This is a genomic window from Lysinibacillus sp. FSL K6-3209, assembly GCF_037976175.1.
Taxonomy (GTDB): Bacteria; Bacillota; Bacilli; order Bacillales_A; family Planococcaceae; genus Lysinibacillus; species Lysinibacillus sphaericus_D.
The window spans coordinates 3,213,638-3,232,714 of record NZ_CP150264.1 but is presented as its reverse complement, the minus strand read 5'-3'; the positions used below and the strand labels follow the sequence as shown (position 1 = coordinate 3,232,714).

Below are 19,077 nucleotides of genomic sequence, written 5' to 3'. Positions count from 1 at the left end.
GGACGGTGTATAAATGGAAAGATTTTTTGTATCAGTATTAGGAGGAGCTTTATCGTTTTTAATTGGGGGTTGGGGGCTATTGTTAACGGTTCTATTAGTATTTAACATCCTTGATCTCTTAACTGGTACGGCTGCCAATTGGGGAGCTATTAATAGTAAACGAGGTTACCAAGGCATTATTAAAAAGGGCATGATGTGGGTTTGGATAGTAGTGGCTAACTTAATTTATTTAGTGCTTCTAGACCAAGGCTTTTCAATTGGTCAAATTATTCCTGATGCTGTAGCAATTTTATTTATCTTAAATGAAATTGTGAGCTTAGGTGAAAATAGTGCCAAGTTAGGTTTGGACATGCCTGGACCAGTAAAACGTGCATTAGAAATCTTTAATAATCACGAAAAAGAGGGTGAAAGCAAATGAGTTACATTTTTATACAAAACCTATTGCCTGCTAGTAAGTATCCTATAAAAGCGCCTTATTCTATGGCACCACAATATATTACGGTACACAATACCGAGAATGATGCTTCTGCAAGCAACGAAATTAAATACATGATTACTAACAACAATCAGGTATCCTATCATGTTGCTGTTGACGATAAAGAAGTGATTCAAGCCATTCGATTCAACCGCAACGCTTGGCATTGTGGGGATGGACAGGACAACGGTAATCGTAAATCAATCGGTATTGAAATTTGTTACAGCAAAAGTGGCGGTGCCCGTTATGCTGCCGCAGAAGAAAATGCAGTACAATATATTGCAAAATTACTTAAAGAGTTTGGTTGGGGCATTGAGCGAGTTAAAAAACATCAAGATTGGAACGGAAAATATTGTCCACATCGGATACTAAGCGAAAGCCGCTGGAATAGCTTCTTAAAACGAATTGAAGAAGCTATGAAGCCAAAAAATACAATTCAACAAAAGGAGGAAACGAAAGTGCCAAACACACTAACATCAACAGCTAAAGAGGATTTGAGAGGATTGTTAAAAGCGACTTATCAAAAAGGAATCTTGAAGGTGGACCATAGCGAAAGAGTTGGTTCAATGACAGATGGTGAAGCTTTAGGATTACTCATTTCTGTTGTAAAACGGACATTATAACATTAAAAATGGCCAAAAAGTTTTTCGATAGCTTTTTGGTCATTTTCAGATACAAGAAAAAACGAATAAAGCAAGTAATGGAAAATAAATTAGAAAGTATAATTTACAGGTTTTTTAATATTTAAATCGAATTTTTGTATAAAACTCTCAAGTGAGGTTTGTTGTTGTGCATTACGTTCATTTAAGTTCTGTTCAAATTGAGAATCAATAGAACTTCTTTTTGAAACTATATCCTGTAAAATTGATTTTGCCTATTTTAAAGACTCATTATCTGAAGGAACATTTTTTTCTTTCATTTGAGTTATTGCTGTATTAAGACCTGTGATTATTCCATCAATACTAACTAAAGCTTCATTTTATTTAGTAAGAAGGTCAGATCTTAAACATTCAAACAAACTTGTATGTTTAGATTTAAATTCCTCAAGAATATTTGACTTTATGTCATTAAAACCGGTGCGTAATTTTTCTTTCGTATCTGCCTCTAATTTCTCAGATTTCTCCTTCATTTCAATTGCAACATTAACCAACTTAAATTCAGGATATTTAATATTTATTTCAATTTCTCTCATTTCAATATTTGGTACACTCATAATAAAATCTTGTCTTTGCATTGAAATTTGTGGTAACCCAATAACTATACGTTGTTCTTTACTTTCGCAAACAGGAACCTTTGTGATTATATCTTTCCATATCACTGTAGTGCCACGAATTTCAGGATATCTCCCGACAACTTGGTTTTCCATACGACATTCTGGGATGTGGAATATGATATCCTTATCCACCATGGTAACTGTTGGTATATCTAATGACATATGTTTATCTTTTATAGTGATTGTTGGTAAATGAAACTTAATTGGCTTTTCTGTCCAAGTAACATCAAAGTTAAAAGTTAAGCCTGTATTACCATGAGGATCCTCTTCTTTCAATTTGTCTACTTCAGCTGTAGCTTCATTTTCAATCGCTACCCCTTTATATTAAAGAAAAAAAGATATGCTTCTTTATTGATTAAAGAAACGATATATATACTAGAACAGGAAGAAAACTATAACAACTTTTTCCTTTATAGTGATATTGGGATAATAGGGAGTTTTCTAATAATCCCTTTGTATGCAACTTCATTACATAACAATTACTATTATTAATAAGCTTGGTTACAAGATAAGGAAATAACCGATAAAATAAGATGGAGGGATAAAAAATATGAAAAAACTAGGGACTCTATACTTTTTCTGCGGAAAAATGGGAGCTGGAAAAACGACTAAATCAAAACAAGTGGCTTTAGAGAAGCAAGCAGTATTGTTATCTGAGGATGAATGGCTTGCATCTCTTTACCCTAATCAGATTACAACATTTGAAGACTACCTTAAATTCTCAGCGCAACTCAAGCCGATGATGAAAAAGCATGTCCAAAACATATTAAGTGTTGGTACAGATGTAGTCATGGATTTTCCAGGTAATACTCAACAACAGCGAAAATGGTTTTTGGATATTGCATCAGAGATAAATGCGAACCATCAACTAATTTTCCTTAATTTAAATAATGAGCAATGCTTACGTCAAATTGCACAAAGGTGTATCGAACAACCCGAAAGAGCAACTTTTGACACAGAAGAGACGTTTATTCATGTTACTAATTTTTTTGAAGAACCAGAAGTATCCGAGGGTTTAAATATTTTAGAGTTTAGTGGGGAAGAATAATAAGGTTTGCAACATATCCTTGAAGATTTATAAAGTATGTAAAAAATACCGAAAGAGATCAGCGATAGTTTCTATTAAAGGTATTGTTCGGATTTAGATGATTACATTAAAGGCGATTGGCATTCTAGTAATTCACCCTACCCAGTAAGGTATAGAGGGTGATTTACTTTTTTTTTGAAAAAGTAAATGACAACGCAAGAATCGTTACAATAAGTGTAGCGAAACTAAACATGAGCGTTATAGACTCATAAACTGTCATTGGAACCATCTCCTTTATTTTCGTTTGAAACGAATTTTTGGAATAAAAGATGACCAATCACCCTTAATATCTCGACCAACTACATGTAGAAATTATACCTTTATTGGCGTTTAATATTAAAAAAGCGAACACTAATTCTTTTGAACAATTATAAGGGAATTAGTGTTTTTTAATTTGTTACGATACATTCTGCAATCTCTGGAAAATCAATAAATGGATTCCGATTGCCTTGAAGTTCATGGATAGCTAGGTTGCGATGCTTTTCATAGATAGATACTGGAAAAGATTGATGCCATTTTAACAATAAGGAGATATTCTCTAGTTCTTTTTTTATTATGTTTGGATAGCGAATTAGGAAATAGAGTGTTGCTCTAGCAACGATTCCTTTGCCGTATTCTGGTTCGAATTTACTTTCTTCAGCTTTGCCGCAGCCATCTTTGATTCCTAAAACTAATCCTTCAGGGATATAATCATGGAAATCGTAATAAGGGTAGTTGCTGCGACTGCTATTGCAGGTAGGATTGCAGGCGAATAAATGATGCAAGTCTCCTCTCATTGGTTCTTTTTTATCGAACCATGATTGAGGCACTACATGTTCACAGTTAAATAAATTATCCGATAAGATGCTTATTAACCCTTTTGCCTGCATTTCGTGGAGCCGAACGTCCTCCTCTATAACAGAAAGGGGATCCATCCTTTTTCCAGAATAAAGGCTTTTTAATAAACCGTTTTCCTGTAAATCAACCCAAGGGTACACATAACGGTGCGGGCTGTAGTTTAACTGATCGGTATGTGTTTTTTCAAGCAATGTGTGAAGGTTGTCCAAAAGATTAGCATCCGTGAATGAAATGCTATGATAGTATTGATTTCTGACTTCCTTATCTTTCTTTTCGTCATAATAGGGTCGATTTTCCTGATAGTTTAAAAAATCTGACTTGGCCGTTTCCCATTCACAGTATAGCAAATCTAGTTTTTCCATTATATTTTCAACGCCTGTCCAGATAATTTTTGGTTGAATACATCCGATAAGTATTCCTCTGTTGTTAAGTACAGCATGCCGTTGCCTTCGAGTTTTGGCGAGTTTCCTAAAGGAATCGTTCTTTTTATTAATTGTGCATACAGCTCAGCCTCTGTCAGATTTCGCTCAAAGTTTCTGTTGGCATTCTCTTTTATGAGTGCAAGTGCACCAGATATATGCGGTGTTGCCATCGAAGTTCCGCTTAGTTTTGCATAAGTTCCGTTTAAATACGTGGAAAGGATTTCTTCACCAGGGGCTACTAAGTCGACTTCATTATTCGAATTTGAAAAATTAGAAGATCTGCGTTGGAGGTTAATCGATCCGACGCTGATGACTTCATTGTAGCATCCAGGATAGGCCAGTTCATTTGAAGAACTCTGTCCATCTCCCTCATTACCAGCAGCACAAACTACTAGAATTTGATTAGTGATTGCGTTTTGAATAGCTTGGTGTAACTCAGGTACATCGACAGAACCTCCGAGGCTCATGGAGATGATATCCACCCTTTGTTCAACTGCATAGTTAATACCCTTTATGATCCAGTCATATTGCCCTGATCCATATTTATCAAGCACTTTTAAAATTAATAAACTTGCTTCAGGTGCAACACCAACTACTCCGGTGCCATTATTGATTGCAGCGATTGTGCCAGCCACATGGGTTCCATGGCCATTATAATCGATGTATTGATCAGGTTGTCCATCATCATCATGAGTGAAATTCCACCCACCGATAATACGCCCACTCAAATCAGGATGGGTGACGTCGCAGCCTGTGTCCAATATCGCTACAGTAATCCCCTTCCCTTTAGAATCCTCCCAAACTTTTGGAGCTGCAATAAGTTCAATACCTTCTGGCACCACTTCGACCACTTCGACCACTTCATTCACTTGAAACGGAATTAAATGTAACTTTTGCTTCATTTGTATCCCTCCTGAAAGAAATTAGGTTTTAAGTGTAATATTGGTAATTAATAATATTCTAACAATTCTGAATTAAGATTAACAGTTACAATAGATGTGTTTTTATCTAAAATATCAGATTTTTAATAGTGAAAATAGTATTGGTATCTATTAGTCAATATCGCATGATAACATCTTAAAGATTGTGGATGTTTGTACTTAAAATAAACTGCATTAGAGAAGTTGAATTTCATGGAACAGAAGATGCTTATAAAGGTATCGAATTAATACGTGTACATAAACTTTCTAAAAATACAACATTAGCTGAAGTAGAAAATCTATTCTCTATGCTATTTCACAAAGGTGAAAAGGGCTATAAAAATCCAAAACAATGCGTGGGTAAAATTACAATTCGAGCAAAAAAAGAAAATGGTGAAATTGTATAAGAAGGACACGATTGAGGGGGAAAATAGAATTTAAAGTTTTCAACAAACGGGCGCGATTTGGAATAAGTATTAGCGTTCGTTTTCATTAAAGGGCCATTAAATTGAGCAACATATTTTAAAGAATATTGTTAAGGGCAAAAGAAAATGTGAGGATTTTCATTTAAACAAAATGGACCAAAAATATTTAAATCAATTCAACAATATTAAATTTGAAATATTTGGAGAGAGTGAGAAATAGATAAAAAGAAATAGATAAAGAATATTTACTTTAATATTAAAGTGTTTTAAAATCCTTTAAATACTTAAATTTACAAGGAGGCATATTATGGATCAAAACATTCCTGAATCAATTGATGAATATATTTTACAATATCCTCAAGAGATTCAAGAAATATTAAAAACAATAAGAAAGGTTATAAAGGAATCAGCACCAAATGCCGAGGAAAAAATAAGTTACCGAATGCCTACTTTTGTATTAAACGGAAATCTGGTACATTTTGCTGCATACAAAAACCATATAGGCTTCTACCCAACTTCAAGCGGGATTAATAATTTTCAGCATGAATTATCGGGATATAAAACCTCTAAAGGTGCAGTTCAATTCCCAATTGGAAAACCCATCCCTTATGGATTAATTAGTCAAATAGTAAAATTTAGAGTTGCTGAAAACCAAAGTAAAGTGGAAGGGAAAATAAAAAAGAAATAATTTGTAGATGGCAAATTTCCCTTTGTTTATGAACTGTAACAAAAATCATAGTAACAGGATTTATCAACAATCGGCGCGATTCTATAGTATGGATCAGCGCTCGTTTTCATTAGAGGGTTAGATTATTGAATAACATGCTTTTGTAAATGTAACTAGACGATTCTTTGGGTGCTTTTTTCAACAAACATTGTAGTATAGTTAAATGTAAAAGAGGGGACAGAGTATGGATAACCAATTTTTCTGTTTCACTATTTATACCAAAGCCGTACACATTTGTTTCATTCCATAATCGAGCCATATTGTAGAATAACATTCTTTTATGAAAAGTTACCAAACGGAGGTTTGATAACTTATTAGTTATTATTTAAAAGAAAATCTAAAAACAATTCAGAACTAGTATTTGGCTGCATGTTTAATCGTGTACATACATGTACAGGGCGTATAATTTCTATGTTTTTCACATAAATCCTCTGCAGTTGTTTAGTATCTAAATACCTTTCGACAGCAATAGATGGAGATAAAGTAATACCATAACCTGAAAGAACTGCTTGAACCGATTCCGTTAATCCATTAAAAACTAAACCTATTTTAGGAAATGGCACACCTTGAGTATGACAAATGGATTGAAAAAGTTTTCTTGTTGAACTCCCTTCTTCTCGCATAACAAATGAGTATTGAACAAGTTCATCTAAAGTGACCTCTTTATTTGCTAATTTATGCTTTGGGTGAGTAACAAAATAAAACTCAATATCTTTCCAATGTTTACTTACTATATTAGACTCATCTATATTTTCAGTAACAATAATTCCTATATCTGCCTTATAATTTAGCAAATTATGAATCATGTCTTTCGTGTTTCCTGATTGAAGTACGAATTGAATATGCTCATTTTCATCTTTATACTTCGAAATGAATGGTGGAAGTATAGCCGTAGCTGGTAAATAGGTCGACGCAATGACAATTGTTTCAGCTGCTTGTTTTTTTATATTTGCGATTTTTGTTTCTATCGAGGTTTCTAATGAAAAAAGGTTTTCCGCCTCTTTTGCAAGAATGCGTCCTACTTTCGTTAATTGAATTCCTCTACCTTTCGATTGGATCAATGTCACATCAAGCTCTTTTTCTAAATGGCGAATTTGTATCGTTACAGCTGGCTGACTCAAACATAGATACTCTGCGGCCTTTGTTACATTTTCAAATTCAGCTACCGTTTTAAATATTCTTAAAGCGTGTAGATTCATGAAAATCCCCCTTGTATAAATATTATTTATGAATATTACTTAATTATATATTAGATTTATTGATAATAGCGTTGTATGGTTTGTATAAAAAGTTGAGGGAAAAATAATGAGAACATTGATTAATCTTTCAATGATATTTGCAGGTGGGGTTTTTCTATTATTACAAATTAATTCTACAACAAACATCCCGTTTCTCAGTATCATTATTTGCATTGGCATGTTAGGTTCATTTATAGGGACACTTGCAGGAGGCGGGGGCTTAATTACGTTACCTGCAATGCTACTACTTGGAATTCCTATTCATTTTAGTATCGCAACAAATAAATTTTCTTCAGGAATCGCGTCATTATCTAGTTTATTTGTTCTTCTAAAGACAAAAGAGTTGAATATGAAAATAATGAAATCCTACATTATTTCTTCGATTATCGGAGGAGGCTTTGGTGCGCTAGTTACGTCAATTCTTCCAGAGAAATGGCTAAATCTAATTGCAGTTTGTTTGCTCATATTTACATTTTTTGTATCTATTAAAAGTAAGAAATGGTATAGCGAACTACAAGCAAATAATACAAACCTTAATAATAATCGTTCTTCTAAAGTGATGTCATTCTTTATTGGGATGTATGATGGTGGATTTGGTCCTGGGTCATCAACATTCAGTATTTTATACTTTATAAAATCTAAAAATACTTATGTAAAGGCAACACAAATGAGCAGAGTGTTAAATTTCGGTAGCTGTTTTGGGGCATTTATCATTTTTTATCAAACGGGTTATTTACAATGGGATTATGCTATTGCTTTGGCTACGGGATCTATCATTGGTACACAAGTTGCATTAAAAATCGTATCAAAAATACCTTTAAAAATTGCTAAAGGGTTAGTAACTACCATCCTAATTTTATTAATCGTTCAAGTAGCATGGCAATTTAAGTAGATATGCAGTACTAAATCACGATCTTAAGCAATCGGGCGCTTTTCTTGAAGATTATTGAGTTGTATAGGCAGCTCTTTTTTCTTATTCAACTAACGGTGCAGTTTAGTTGAATAAGTAATGTTTCAATAACTAGGAGGTAATTAATAGAAAATTACTAAGAACAATGGTTTTGATTTTTTTATTGTAAGAGAAGATAAAATACATGATTATCTACGATTAGCTGGCTCATATGCAGTAATCAAGTGAGACGACAAATATCTTTTAGGTTATAACACTTGGAGAAAGCAATGGGAATTGCCAGCAGGACAATGAGAAAAGAATGAAATGTCAAAGGATTGTGCAATCAGAGAACTTTAAGAAATATTAAAAATTAGGAACAAGTTTGAACCAACTGAAAAGCGCTTCAAATCCTTTAATATCAGGGTTTGGGGCGCTTTTAAAGTTAGAAAAGGATAGAACATGAAAAGTTTCTCCACATTTTCTCTAAAAAAATGTTGCTAAGTTGCTTCGCGACTGTTATGAACTATGCTGCAAAAAGGTTAGGGTAACTATAAATAGCCGAGCAGACTTCAAGGTAACCTATATTTCATTTATTTTATTAATCAATCAATTCTTTTTTAATCATTTAAATAGTGTGTGGAGAAAGGGCAGTTTCACAATAAATATTTTTTAATGAAGGATTTTAAAAAAGTATGATTAGTCGTTTGCAAAATCATAAATGTATTTAAAAATGTGAATTAATTTATTCAACAAATGGGCCATTTGATTGAATATCGCTTAGAAACATAAATTGGATTTTTTGTGTTATTATTTACAAGTGAGTTCTAATATATTTTCTGTAACTCGTTAGTTATCTTAAATCATTAGGGAAGTAAAACCGAAAAAAATTGGATTAAAAATAATGTACTTATTTAGATGGGAGATAGCTATGATGGATTCTGATAAAGAAATACTTGGCTATCTCAAATCATTCGTGTGAAGGAACAAGATGAATAAAAAGTTTAAAGGAGAGAAATCAAAATGAGTGTAGAAATTTATACTGAAGAACGTTCTGAAGAAAGTATTCAATTTGAAAAATGGATAACTTCCCAAGGTAATAAAAAGAGTTTTTCTAGTATTGAAAACACCAAAAGCTTCCTTAAGCAAAGGGGAACTGAAAATACTAAGCCCTATGTTATTGAGGAAAATGTTAATTTTTTAAGTGATATTCAGGAGTTGACATTCGAGGGCATGCAAGTCTTCACATTAAATGACCTAAAGTCCTCGAATCAAAAAGTTATTCTTTATATACACGGTGGTGCTTGGACGAGTCAACCTTTAGATTTACACTGGTTGTTTATGGATAATATGGCACAATCTTTAGATGCAAAAATTATTGTTCCTATTTATCCTAAAGTACCTCATTTTAACTATAAGGATACCTATCCGAAAATCCTAAACCTATATAAAGAAATTCTTGGAACTGTTGAAAGTATCAATCAATTGACTATCATGGGAGATTCGGCTGGCGGAAATATTTCACTTGGACTGGCCCATCTTTTAAAGATGGAAGATCTGCCTCAACCGAAAGATATTATTTTATTATCTGCATGTGTTGATATGAGTTTGAGCAATCCTCTTATACCTGAATATGATGAAAAAGATCCTCTGTTAGCTCGTGAAGGAATGGAAGAAATTACAAAGATATGGGCAGCTGATAAAAGTGTAACGGATCCTTTGATTAGTCCAATTTATGGTGAATTTAAAGGACTTGGGAAGATCACTCATTTTATTGGAACACATGAAGCTTTATATCCAGATGCTATGAAACTTGATGAAAAACTAACAGAACAAGGAATTGAAATCAATACCTTTGTTTATCCTCAAATGATCCATGTGTTTGTTGTTATGCCAATCCCTGAAGCCAAAGATGCTCAACAGAAAATAATTAATATAATTAGTAACTAAGTGTTTTCTTTTTAGTCTTATGGAACAGTTGTTTTATATGGAAATGTAGGCAGGTTAGCAGGCAATAGGTAGAAATCACAAACTTGATATTAGGCAATCGGGCGCATTTCTTTTATAAGGAGTGCGTCTAGTGGGGATACGATGAAATTATTCCGTTAAGTTATATAATCTTTATTCAATCATTATTTCGAAATATACCTAAATCCCACTTTGGGGACGTTAAACGTTAATACACGAGGGGGCGAAAAAATGGATTATACTAAAATTTATAATGATGAACTGATTGCCTCAGTAAAAGAGAAAATAAAGTCAGTCGGTGAAATTAAAGCGGTGAAGTTTTTAAGAGAGCAAACAGGTATGTCTTTAATACAGGCAAAAAAATTTGTAGATTTTTGTAAAGAATAGATATAAAAATTAGAGTCAATAAATTAACCTGTGTTTTATTGCAACAACGATTTATAACGTATACATTAACAAACCTAATAACGTTCCAAAACGCAAGTTTGGTGACACACTTTAAAAGCCAAGAATGTTGTGAAATCAACACGTTCGTGGCTTTTTGTATGAACATTGTTTTATGGGTTGTTTTATGCACTTTAAGCGCTGTATTTATACGAGCGTATAGCAAAGCTTTAGAGCGTTTAAATATGAATCTATATAAATCATCTTCTATAAAAGAAACTCCATATAAAGAAAGTCCAGTACATTTTTACAATTGGTTAAATGAAGGTGATAGCCTTCCACTATTAATGGTGCATGGTGAACCATCGTTAGAATGATAAATGGAAATATTTATTCAAATTAATTTTTTATGAGGTATTATTAAACTATATTATTTGTGAAAAGCATAGAGGGGGAAGTTTATTTTAAATGAGAAAAGTTTACTTGTTATTTGCTATTATTGGCACAGTATTTCCGTATTATTTTTTGGTGCAATTCTTGAACGAAAATGGATTTGATTTAGGGTTATTAATAGATTTATTATTTGCAAACTCGATATCGACCTTCTTTGCTGTTGACTTTTTTATTTCATGTTTTGTTTTTATCATCTTTATGTTTAATGAGTCGAGAAAGTATAACATTAAAGAAAAGTGGATATGTCTATTAACTTTGTTTACAGTTGGTTTATCATTGGCATTACCATTATTTTTGTTTTTCAGACAGCCATATATAAAGAAATAAGGGTGTTAAGCTATATAGGCTTTAATTAAATACTCCGTGATGAGTGGTCTTTGACAATACGTTCTAATAGATAAGTTAATAAAGAAAATTACGCATTTATTCACTAATTGGTGTCCTAGAGGTGCTTGAATTAGAATTTTATATTGTTATTGGATTTATTTTCAATTTACTAGAAATAGTAGATGTGTTTAGGAATATTGTTAAACGAAATTTAGGTGTGAAATTTTCTTTTTCTTATAATTATTTGGCCTTATTTCGAAGGGATTTTTTGAAATAAATTGTACTATGAGGCACTCAAAATGTTTATTTTGTATTGAGTGAAATTTTAATTATGATACCATATAGATTAATACATATTTGGAGGAATAATTATGGAAAATAGTAAGATAAAGTTATTATTATTACTAAGTTTATTTTATGTTTTAATTTTATCAGCATGTAATCAGAAAGAAGAAAGTGTTGATAAATCAGGTGTGAATGAACAAGAGAAAGTAGAAACTTTAAATCAAGAGGAAAAAGAAAAAGTAAGTACATCAAATCAAGATGGTTTAGTTGAAAGTGTCGAGAAAATTTCCAAAAATGAAGAGATTGCTGAAGACAATCATTTAAATACATCTTTGACATTAGTTTTAGAAGATGTTATTCCTAGGGATCCAAGTATTGATGATAATGTCTATGGATATGAATTAAATTTTATTATGAAATATATGAACCATACAGATAAAGACATAAAAGGATTTATAGCAGAAACATATTTTTATGATATGTTTGGTGAATTAGTATACACATTAGATTCCAAATATGAGTGGGATGTTATTCCTGCAAATGGTTCTTCAAACTTCAATACTGCTGTTGATTTAAATCAATTCAAAGATGAAGATATGCGTTTTTATAATTTGCCATTTGAGAATATGAAATTTAAATACAAAATTAAATCCATAATCTTTACGGATGGAACAAGTATTTAAAAAGTAAGGGGCTGGGACATAACTAAAAAAATTTAAGAAACGGACGAAAGGTGTTCATAATTTTTTGCTATATGGAGACCTTAGCTATTCTTGCTTTGAAAATTAGAAGTGTTCACTAGTTGTTGGTAGCGAAGGCGGTGACTCCAGCTCAGAACAGCACATAATGTTAGACGCTGGCATTCCGCGCGTTAGCGAGGGTTGCGGCTTACTGTGCTGAGCGGAAAGCACCGCCGTAGCGGACAACAACGGCATAGCAAAAAAGTGTTAGATTGATGGCAGTCAATCTAACACTTTTTCTCTTATGTCCCAGCCTCATTTTATTTTGGAACCCTGCAGCGCCTTAAACCTTTTTACATCAAAGGTTTGAGACGCTTTTTCTTTATTGAGAATACGTAAGAAAATGAACTGTGCAGGGAAGTCTTGAATAGTTGTTACACGCTTAGTTATAAATGAAAGTCCACAAATAATTGTTGGCCATCGCTAGCATCCATACAATCTGTTGCTTCCCTAAGCAGATCATTGTATATCATTTGTTCTTTATGTTGTGCCATTTGTTTGAGTTTAGTTCGTTATGGTGGTTCGTTTTTACAATTACTTTACGCCAGGGACCCAACCTACATTACGTTTCATCATGTTCATTAGGGGCTCCGGTATGTTATTATCGCGGCTCATATCCATTTCAGTAATAACGGGTTCACCAGCGGCTACTTTTTCCACCCAGTGTGCTTCAATTAATAGCTCACGACCAAGTGCAAGTAAATCAGCACCTGTTTCCATCGCTTCTTTCGCATCTTCTGGTGAATAAATGGAACCAACACCGATAAACGGTATTCGTCCGTCAATGACGCGTTTTAAAATTTTAATACGGTTTTCTTTTTCACCGCTATAACGATGTGCTTTAGAGCGGAAATCACCTAATGAAATGTGCAAGTAATCGAGCTTTTCATCTGCTAAACGATTGACAAGTTGAACCGTTTCATCTAGCGAGATACCGTCTTCTTCAGGCTCTTCTGGGCTAAAACGATAACCAATGATAAATTGATCATTCGCATATTGCGCTTTAGCACGGTTTACACTTTCGATAATTTCTAATAAGAATGTCATACGTTTTTCAACAGAGCCACCATAACGGTCTGTCCGTTTATTTGTAAAGCCTGAGAAGAATTGTTGTAATAGATACGTATTTGCACCGTGAATCTCCACACCGTCAAATCCTGCTTCAATAGCGCGACGTGTCGTTTCACCAAATGCTACGACAATTTCCTCAATTTCTTCTACCGTTAATGCACGTGCCATACCGCCATCTGCTGCAACGGTTTCACTTGCGCTTACGATATCGCCATTTGGCACAAGGTCGCGTACTGCTTGGCGACCGCCGTGATATATTTGTAAAATTGCTTTTGCGCCACCGTCGTGAATCGCATCAGCAATACGTTTTAAGCTCAAAATATATTCATCGCTATGTGCCGAAATTTGACCCGGGAAGCCTTTCCCATTAGGAAGTACGTAAGCACATGCTGTAATCACCGCACCGACGCCAAATGAGCGTTCACGGTAATATGTAATCTCCGCATCTGATACCGTATCATCCGCATTTGCTGAGTAAGTGGTCATTGGTGCCATTAAGTAACGATTACGAATTTTGACGCCGTTATGAAAAGTAAATGGTGTTAAAAAAGTTGTCATGTTATTCACTCCTTCTAAAACAAGAGTAAATTTATAGGATTTAAAAGTCAAAGATCATGCTTACGGCTATCTTCTATTTACTACATCATAATGAAAAAATCAGAAATGGCCTAAAATATTGATCCACAGCATACTGCCATAATTGGAGCCTTTGAAAACGACTATTCGTTATTTCACTCTTACACAATGCGCAAGATACATCTTACTTCACGTTAGCGGCACGAAGGACACTTACGTATTCTAATAAAACTTAGAAAAAAAGCGTCCAAAGAGTCGCTTTTTTCCATGTCATTAGCTTCCAATATTGTGTAACCTTTTAAACTAGCCCATTACTTAGGTATCGTAGAAAACAACTCAACATCATCAAAGTAATGAATCGCATCTTTATCTTGGTCATAAATATATAATCCATAACCATTTTTATTTTGTACTAGCTCTTTTATTTCACTAGTAGTCATCGGTTTTTCTACTTCTATATTAAGAGTAACAATATATTTTAGTGCATTAAATTCCATAATAGCTCCAGGAACTAACCCTGTACTATCTTTGTTTATTATTGAAGAAATATTTTCGGGTATCTTCAATTCAAAATAATATTTACTATCAATTTGTCTTAACACATCATAAAGCTGGGGACTGATTCTGTAAGAAATTTTAAATTCCACTAATTTATCATTAGCGTTTACTTTAAATTCATCAACTCCAAAATTTGGTGGAATAAATTGCTTTTCTAAAGAAACGGTACTACTGACTTCCTCCATTTGTTGTTGTTGATGATTATTTTGTTTTTCCTCTAATTGCTGATTGTTACTTTGTTTATCTTCAATTTGTTGATTACTATCGCATGCTACAATCATAAAAATAGATGTTAAAATAACTAGAATAAAAATAAAATATTTACGCTTAATTTTTATCATTGTTTAACCTTATCGCTCCAACTAGTATACGTCCATTTTCCTGTCACAGTCTTAGAACTTATTACTTTGCCTGCACTCCATAGTTTTTCAGTTCCACTTGCTTGAACCCAACTGCTTCCTGCTCTTAACAAATAATTTGAATTGGCGGGAATAGACCATGTGATTGAAAGTGTTTTTGTAGTGGATGTACCTAGTTCTACTTGAGTTGAAACCCCAACTTCAGCCACCATTGACTTAAAAGTAGCACTAGTAGCAACATTAGCTGAAGAAGATTGCGTAACAGCTACTGAATAACTAACAGAATCCGTGACTGAACTAGGATTTTTAGCTAAATGTTGAAATTCTAGTTGATTGTTTCTAGAGGAACTAGAATGCACATATTCATACCCTGACATATCACTGGCATATGGCGCAATACTTGGCAAAGTTTCAAGTGGAGCGTTATCGTATTCTGTATAGTCCTCCGAGTTTGTAAAGTCTACTGCGTTTGTAAGCTCTACAGGTTCTTCAGCGCCAGCACCACTAACAGCATGTAAAGAAAGTAAACATAACATTGATGTTGCTAATAAGGTTTTCTTCATAAACATCCTCCATTCATCATACAAATTTTAACCTAAAATTTTCCAATAATTAGGTTAGTGAAATTATATAGTACCTTTTCTTAATTTTCAAATTTTTTACATAAACGTGTATTTGTTTTTTAAACAAACGTTTTAAAAACAATCAAGGTTTGTACTCTCTTTTTATATTGTATGTATCTATAAACTCGACTATTTATATGACTAAACATGTTGGTGAAAAGAGGCATTTGAAGGGCAGCGTAAGGTAAATAGACGCCAAATGAAAAGGGATATCCCGCATGTTATCTATAAATCATGGCTAAAATGTATTCTCATCAGAGAAAATGATTTATTTGTTGTCGTACTTCTAACATAAAACAGATTCTCTGAAAAGAAAAAGACCACCCCAAATGAAGTGGTCAAAATATAGGCAAAAATGGTCTTATTTATAATGAAGTCGACTTACTTTTTTTCTCATCCATAATTAGGTCTTCTTCATGTTTTGGGCGAGGGGGTTCAGTATGCCCGACACGCGCATTAGGTTTTTTAATATTGGATGGTTTTGTTGACTCGTCTGTTGCAAATTCTGTATCTTTTTTATCCCTTTTCATTTCGACACCTCCTAAAAATAGTATTTAACGTATCTCCATAAAATATCCTTGTTTTTTTCAAATTCACATTTTCAAAATTATTTTTCCATCCACTAGTAGACAGGCTTTGATAACGACGATAATGGATGGCACACAAAAATAAAAAAACAGACAACTAGTAGTAGTTATCTGTTTGATATGAGACGTTTATTTTGTGATCTTTACATTATTAAATTTGTAATCTTCCCAGTTAGCAGTTAGGGCAATATTAATTGAATCAGCATTGACAGGTTCAAAGAAAATTACATTTTCGGCAGTTACACCTGGTTCAATATATGAATCAGCATGAGGAACATCTTTTTTATACCATCTATCAAAATTGAAATCATGTTTGTAACTGTATTGCTTGCCATTTGCCACTATCCTAGATAAAGAAACGCTAGTGTTTATTTTATCATTTGAGTTATTAATATACGTTAAATATACTTTTAGAGAATCTGAATCCTGAATGACTTTGTCAATTTTCACCGTAACACCGTTAATCGTTTTTGATAATTCCGATTGGGTAGTAGAAGTATTACTAGAATTGGATGTAACAGCATATGTTTTAGATTTGCTATCGTAAGTTACTTTCCCACCAAATAGTTCTGTAACTTCATTTAGTGGTACATAAGCCTTATTATTAATTAACTGTACATCGATAGATTTTTTGTTGCCGTCGAAAGTGAAATTGTACTTAGTGGCAGCGTAAGCACCCATACTAAACGTAAATAGTAAAATGAATACACTCAATATAACTGTTGATTTTTTCAAATTAAATCCTCCTTTTTTAACCATAATAGGGAATTGAATAAGTTTTGTATATAACAAAAAACAGATAACCATAATAGGTATCTGCTTAAATAGGTTTCTTCTAATTAGGATAAAAGGATAATTTTGTGATTGGAATGAGAAATAGCGTCCAAACTAAAGAAAATCTTTGCATATATTGTGAAATTACAAAAAATAGGTGGCTTAATAAAATAGCTAATACTACCTTAAATCAATACTTCTTTTTCATTTGATATACATATAAAAGCGTAGAATTCGATTTCCTAGTTAGTGGAAAACTGCCACTGAGATAATAAGAGTAATCTTCAATTTTGGGGATCGTAAAAAAAAATCCTGGTATGTAGAAGGAAATAATTAGGAACAAGCTATCCTTGATTTAAATTTGGGTATTAAAGCTGCCTAATATCATGAAATCGACTACTACGCCACTTACGGGGTTTTCTGAACCTAAAACGTTAATGCCTAAAACTGTTACACCACTTATATTTGTAACATTAGCAGAGACATATTTTGCAGCGATGTTCTTTTCTCTCATTTGTACCCTCGGTCTGGCATTAATCGATGAATTGGTGGAATAGACGCTTGACACTGCGTAGTCGATTGTGGATAACAGGGTATTGCCCGTAGCTAATGCATTATCTGTAAAATAAAACGTCGCTACACCATTAGCATCTGATGTAGCTTGCCCATAGATAATACGCATTTCCTTTTTAGGATTGGACTCGCCTGCTTTAAACACATGAAATAATGTCGGTGATAATGTAATAACTTCAATGCTCATAGCCATCCTCCATTGCATTTTACAATAGCCTATGAACTATTGCTTCGTTTAATACTTTAAATATGCATTATTAAACTTTTCGTTAGAAGCAGACGATTAACACGATATTTATGGAAAATGCATACTACAAGAAATGAATAAGTAGTAAAATATAGGAATGGAGTGATTTTAAAAAACTGACTTAAGGAGAGAACGTAAATGGGCAGGAAGCGAAAAACCTTACCGAAAAATTTCGAGGAACTCATTGAAGTAGGCGATTTATCAGCGTTAAAAGAGGTATTTTCACAATGTGAATTAGATGCCCGTGGTGGTTACAGTAAATCAACAGCTTTGAGTTTTTTTAAAGTACCGAATGATTTGGTTCGCTGGCTTGTGAAGCAGGGGGCTGATATTAATGCGCGTGATAGTTACGGAAGAACGGCTCTACATAAACAGGCAATGAGTTGGTGCGGAAATATAGAATTGCTGCTTGAGTTGGGTGCAGCGATAGAAGCACTGGATTATCAAAATGAGACACCTTTATTTGCAGCGGCAGGGTCATTTAATCCAAATGCAGTTTACACATTAGTTGGCAAAGGCGCAAATTTTAGCGCAGAAAACAAGATGAAGCAAACACCCTTAGAAAAAGCTTTGGCAACGTGTCGAAACATAGATATCGTCAATATGGCAAAGGTTGCTGAAATTTTGCTAAACGCTGGAGCAACTGTAACGCAGGATATGCAGAATGCTATTAAGCGAATTGGCAACGATTTTGAATTTCACCGAGATAACTTTAATAAGGAATATTTGAATCAAACGGATGAGGCTCTTTACCGTCTATATCAGCTATTTGCTGTTCCCCCAGTCGGAAAACGAAAAACGCATGATGGCAGCTCTCCAATAACGGTATCCACAAAAGGTTGGCAGGCGCAGCATAATGAACTATGGAGTTTACTTATTCCTTCACAAGGTCATGCGAAAACCGTACAGGGTGAGGCGATTCGTATTACTGGTAAAGTAGCTTATGAAATTTTAGATAACGGCGGTATCAACTGGGATAATCAATATCGTAAGATGCTCCATAGTTTGAGCCATTATTTTCGTATGGGCACGCCATTCAACCCTGCTACCTTGCAGGAGGCTGAAACATTAGTGAAAAAACTTCATAACGGCAATGGTAATGATGAACCTGCAAGACTGTGCGAACTAGCTGTGCATTGGGTACTTAGCAATCCGAATCCAATGACATTGGAACAGCCAGATTATAAGCGATAACTACGTATGACTTGTTCAGCCCATAAGCATCTAATGCACTAGCAATCCTTTTGCTTTACCAGCTG

21 protein-coding genes and 1 pseudogene are annotated in these 19,077 nt (G+C 33.7%); 12 read left to right on the top strand and 10 right to left on the bottom strand.

Annotated elements, in window-relative coordinates; genetic code table 11:
• Nucleotides 1-13: 13 nt before the first annotated feature.
• Nucleotides 14-418, top strand: coding sequence for a phage holin family protein (locus MHH88_RS15760; RefSeq protein ID WP_339259255.1), 405 nt, complete (start codon nucleotides 14-16; stop codon nucleotides 416-418).
• Nucleotides 415-867 (top strand): annotated as a pseudogene (locus tag MHH88_RS15755) (N-acetylmuramoyl-L-alanine amidase); the annotation flags it as partial. The gene MHH88_RS15760 and the pseudogene MHH88_RS15755, both read left to right, overlap by 4 nt.
• A 587-nt stretch (nucleotides 868-1,454) precedes the next feature.
• Here MHH88_RS15755 and MHH88_RS15750 read toward each other — a convergent pair.
• A complete protein-coding gene (locus MHH88_RS15750) occupies nucleotides 1,455-2,024 on the bottom strand; it encodes a hypothetical protein (protein WP_339259253.1) in 570 nt (189 codons plus the stop codon).
• Nucleotides 2,025-2,298: 274 nt separating this feature from the next.
• Here MHH88_RS15750 and MHH88_RS15745 point away from each other — a divergent pair, with 274 nt between their 5' ends.
• On the top strand, nucleotides 2,299-2,796 hold the full coding sequence (locus MHH88_RS15745) for an ATP-binding protein (RefSeq protein WP_069513648.1): 498 nt from the start codon (nucleotides 2,299-2,301) through the stop codon (nucleotides 2,794-2,796).
• A 428-nt stretch (nucleotides 2,797-3,224) separates the two neighbouring features.
• Here MHH88_RS15745 and MHH88_RS15740 read toward each other — a convergent pair whose 3' ends face one another.
• Together MHH88_RS15740 and MHH88_RS15735 are read right to left on the bottom strand one after the other, a co-directional pair.
• A complete protein-coding gene (locus MHH88_RS15740) occupies nucleotides 3,225-4,034 on the bottom strand; it encodes an endonuclease (protein WP_339259251.1) in 810 nt (269 codons plus the stop codon).
• Nucleotides 4,034-4,996, bottom strand: a complete 963-nt coding sequence (locus tag MHH88_RS15735) for a S8 family peptidase (RefSeq protein ID WP_339259249.1) — start codon at nucleotides 4,994-4,996, stop codon at nucleotides 4,034-4,036. The genes MHH88_RS15740 and MHH88_RS15735 overlap by 1 nt, the downstream gene beginning before the upstream one ends.
• 188 nt (nucleotides 4,997-5,184) lie before the next feature.
• On the opposite strand from MHH88_RS15735, the gene MHH88_RS15730 reads away from it, so the two are divergent.
• Entirely contained in the window at nucleotides 5,185-5,421 is a 237-nt protein-coding gene (locus MHH88_RS15730; RefSeq protein WP_339259247.1) for a hypothetical protein, read from the top strand.
• A 325-nt stretch (nucleotides 5,422-5,746) separates the two neighbouring features.
• Nucleotides 5,747-6,127: a DUF1801 domain-containing protein gene (locus MHH88_RS15725; RefSeq protein WP_069513643.1), complete on the top strand. Its 381-nt coding sequence runs from the start codon at nucleotides 5,747-5,749 to the stop codon at nucleotides 6,125-6,127.
• A 353-nt stretch (nucleotides 6,128-6,480) separates the two neighbouring features.
• Here the strand turns inward: MHH88_RS15725 and MHH88_RS15720 are convergent, their stop codons facing one another.
• Nucleotides 6,481-7,365 carry a LysR family transcriptional regulator gene (locus tag MHH88_RS15720; RefSeq protein ID WP_339259244.1) on the bottom strand — a complete coding sequence of 295 codons (885 nt, stop codon included), beginning with the start codon at nucleotides 7,363-7,365 and terminating at the stop codon, nucleotides 6,481-6,483.
• 106 nt (nucleotides 7,366-7,471) lie between these two features.
• Here MHH88_RS15720 and MHH88_RS15715 point away from each other — a divergent pair, with 106 nt between their 5' ends.
• The 6 genes from MHH88_RS15715 to MHH88_RS15690 all read left to right on the top strand — a co-directional run bounded on the left by MHH88_RS15715 (nucleotide 7,472) and on the right by MHH88_RS15690 (nucleotide 12,393).
• Nucleotides 7,472-8,296, top strand: a complete 825-nt coding sequence (locus tag MHH88_RS15715; protein WP_339259242.1) for a sulfite exporter TauE/SafE family protein — start codon at nucleotides 7,472-7,474, stop codon at nucleotides 8,294-8,296.
• A gap of 1,020 nt (nucleotides 8,297-9,316) precedes the next feature.
• Nucleotides 9,317-10,243, top strand: coding sequence for an alpha/beta hydrolase (locus tag MHH88_RS15710; RefSeq protein WP_339259240.1), 927 nt, complete (start codon nucleotides 9,317-9,319; stop codon nucleotides 10,241-10,243).
• Nucleotides 10,244-10,492: 249 nt separating this feature from the next.
• Nucleotides 10,493-10,648, top strand: coding sequence for a hypothetical protein (locus MHH88_RS15705; RefSeq protein ID WP_339259238.1), 156 nt, complete (start codon nucleotides 10,493-10,495; stop codon nucleotides 10,646-10,648).
• 158 nt (nucleotides 10,649-10,806) lie between these two features.
• Nucleotides 10,807-11,022, top strand: coding sequence for a hypothetical protein (locus MHH88_RS15700; RefSeq protein ID WP_339259236.1), 216 nt, complete (start codon nucleotides 10,807-10,809; stop codon nucleotides 11,020-11,022).
• 91 nt (nucleotides 11,023-11,113) lie between these two features.
• Nucleotides 11,114-11,425, top strand: a complete 312-nt coding sequence (locus MHH88_RS15695) for a DUF2834 domain-containing protein (protein ID WP_024363249.1) — start codon at nucleotides 11,114-11,116, stop codon at nucleotides 11,423-11,425.
• 371 nt (nucleotides 11,426-11,796) lie between these two features.
• A complete protein-coding gene (locus MHH88_RS15690; RefSeq protein ID WP_339259233.1) occupies nucleotides 11,797-12,393 on the top strand; it encodes a hypothetical protein in 597 nt (198 codons plus the stop codon).
• A gap of 591 nt (nucleotides 12,394-12,984) precedes the next feature.
• Here the strand turns inward: MHH88_RS15690 and MHH88_RS15685 are convergent.
• The 6 genes from MHH88_RS15685 to MHH88_RS15660 form a co-directional block, all read right to left on the bottom strand.
• Nucleotides 12,985-14,079 carry an NADH-dependent flavin oxidoreductase gene (locus MHH88_RS15685; protein WP_339259231.1) on the bottom strand — a complete coding sequence of 365 codons (1,095 nt, stop codon included), beginning with the start codon at nucleotides 14,077-14,079 and terminating at the stop codon, nucleotides 12,985-12,987.
• Nucleotides 14,080-14,408: 329 nt separating this feature from the next.
• Nucleotides 14,409-14,996, bottom strand: a complete 588-nt coding sequence (locus MHH88_RS15680) for a hypothetical protein (protein ID WP_339259229.1) — start codon at nucleotides 14,994-14,996, stop codon at nucleotides 14,409-14,411.
• On the bottom strand, nucleotides 14,993-15,577 hold the full coding sequence (locus tag MHH88_RS15675; RefSeq protein WP_103976121.1) for a hypothetical protein: 585 nt from the start codon (nucleotides 15,575-15,577) through the stop codon (nucleotides 14,993-14,995). The genes MHH88_RS15680 and MHH88_RS15675 overlap by 4 nt, the downstream gene beginning before the upstream one ends.
• Nucleotides 15,578-16,002: 425 nt before the next feature.
• Nucleotides 16,003-16,167, bottom strand: a complete 165-nt coding sequence (locus MHH88_RS15670; protein WP_176723179.1) for a hypothetical protein — start codon at nucleotides 16,165-16,167, stop codon at nucleotides 16,003-16,005.
• Between the two features lie 186 nt (nucleotides 16,168-16,353).
• Nucleotides 16,354-16,959, bottom strand: coding sequence for a stalk domain-containing protein (locus MHH88_RS15665; protein WP_339259225.1), 606 nt, complete (start codon nucleotides 16,957-16,959; stop codon nucleotides 16,354-16,356).
• 394 nt (nucleotides 16,960-17,353) lie between these two features.
• Complete coding sequence (locus MHH88_RS15660) at nucleotides 17,354-17,758, bottom strand: hypothetical protein (protein WP_103976123.1); 405 nt, start codon at nucleotides 17,756-17,758, stop codon at nucleotides 17,354-17,356.
• A gap of 198 nt (nucleotides 17,759-17,956) precedes the next feature.
• Here MHH88_RS15660 and MHH88_RS15655 point away from each other — a divergent pair, with 198 nt between their 5' ends.
• A complete protein-coding gene (locus MHH88_RS15655) occupies nucleotides 17,957-19,012 on the top strand; it encodes an ankyrin repeat domain-containing protein (protein WP_339259222.1) in 1,056 nt (351 codons plus the stop codon).
• The last annotated feature ends 65 nt before the right edge of the window (nucleotides 19,013-19,077 follow it).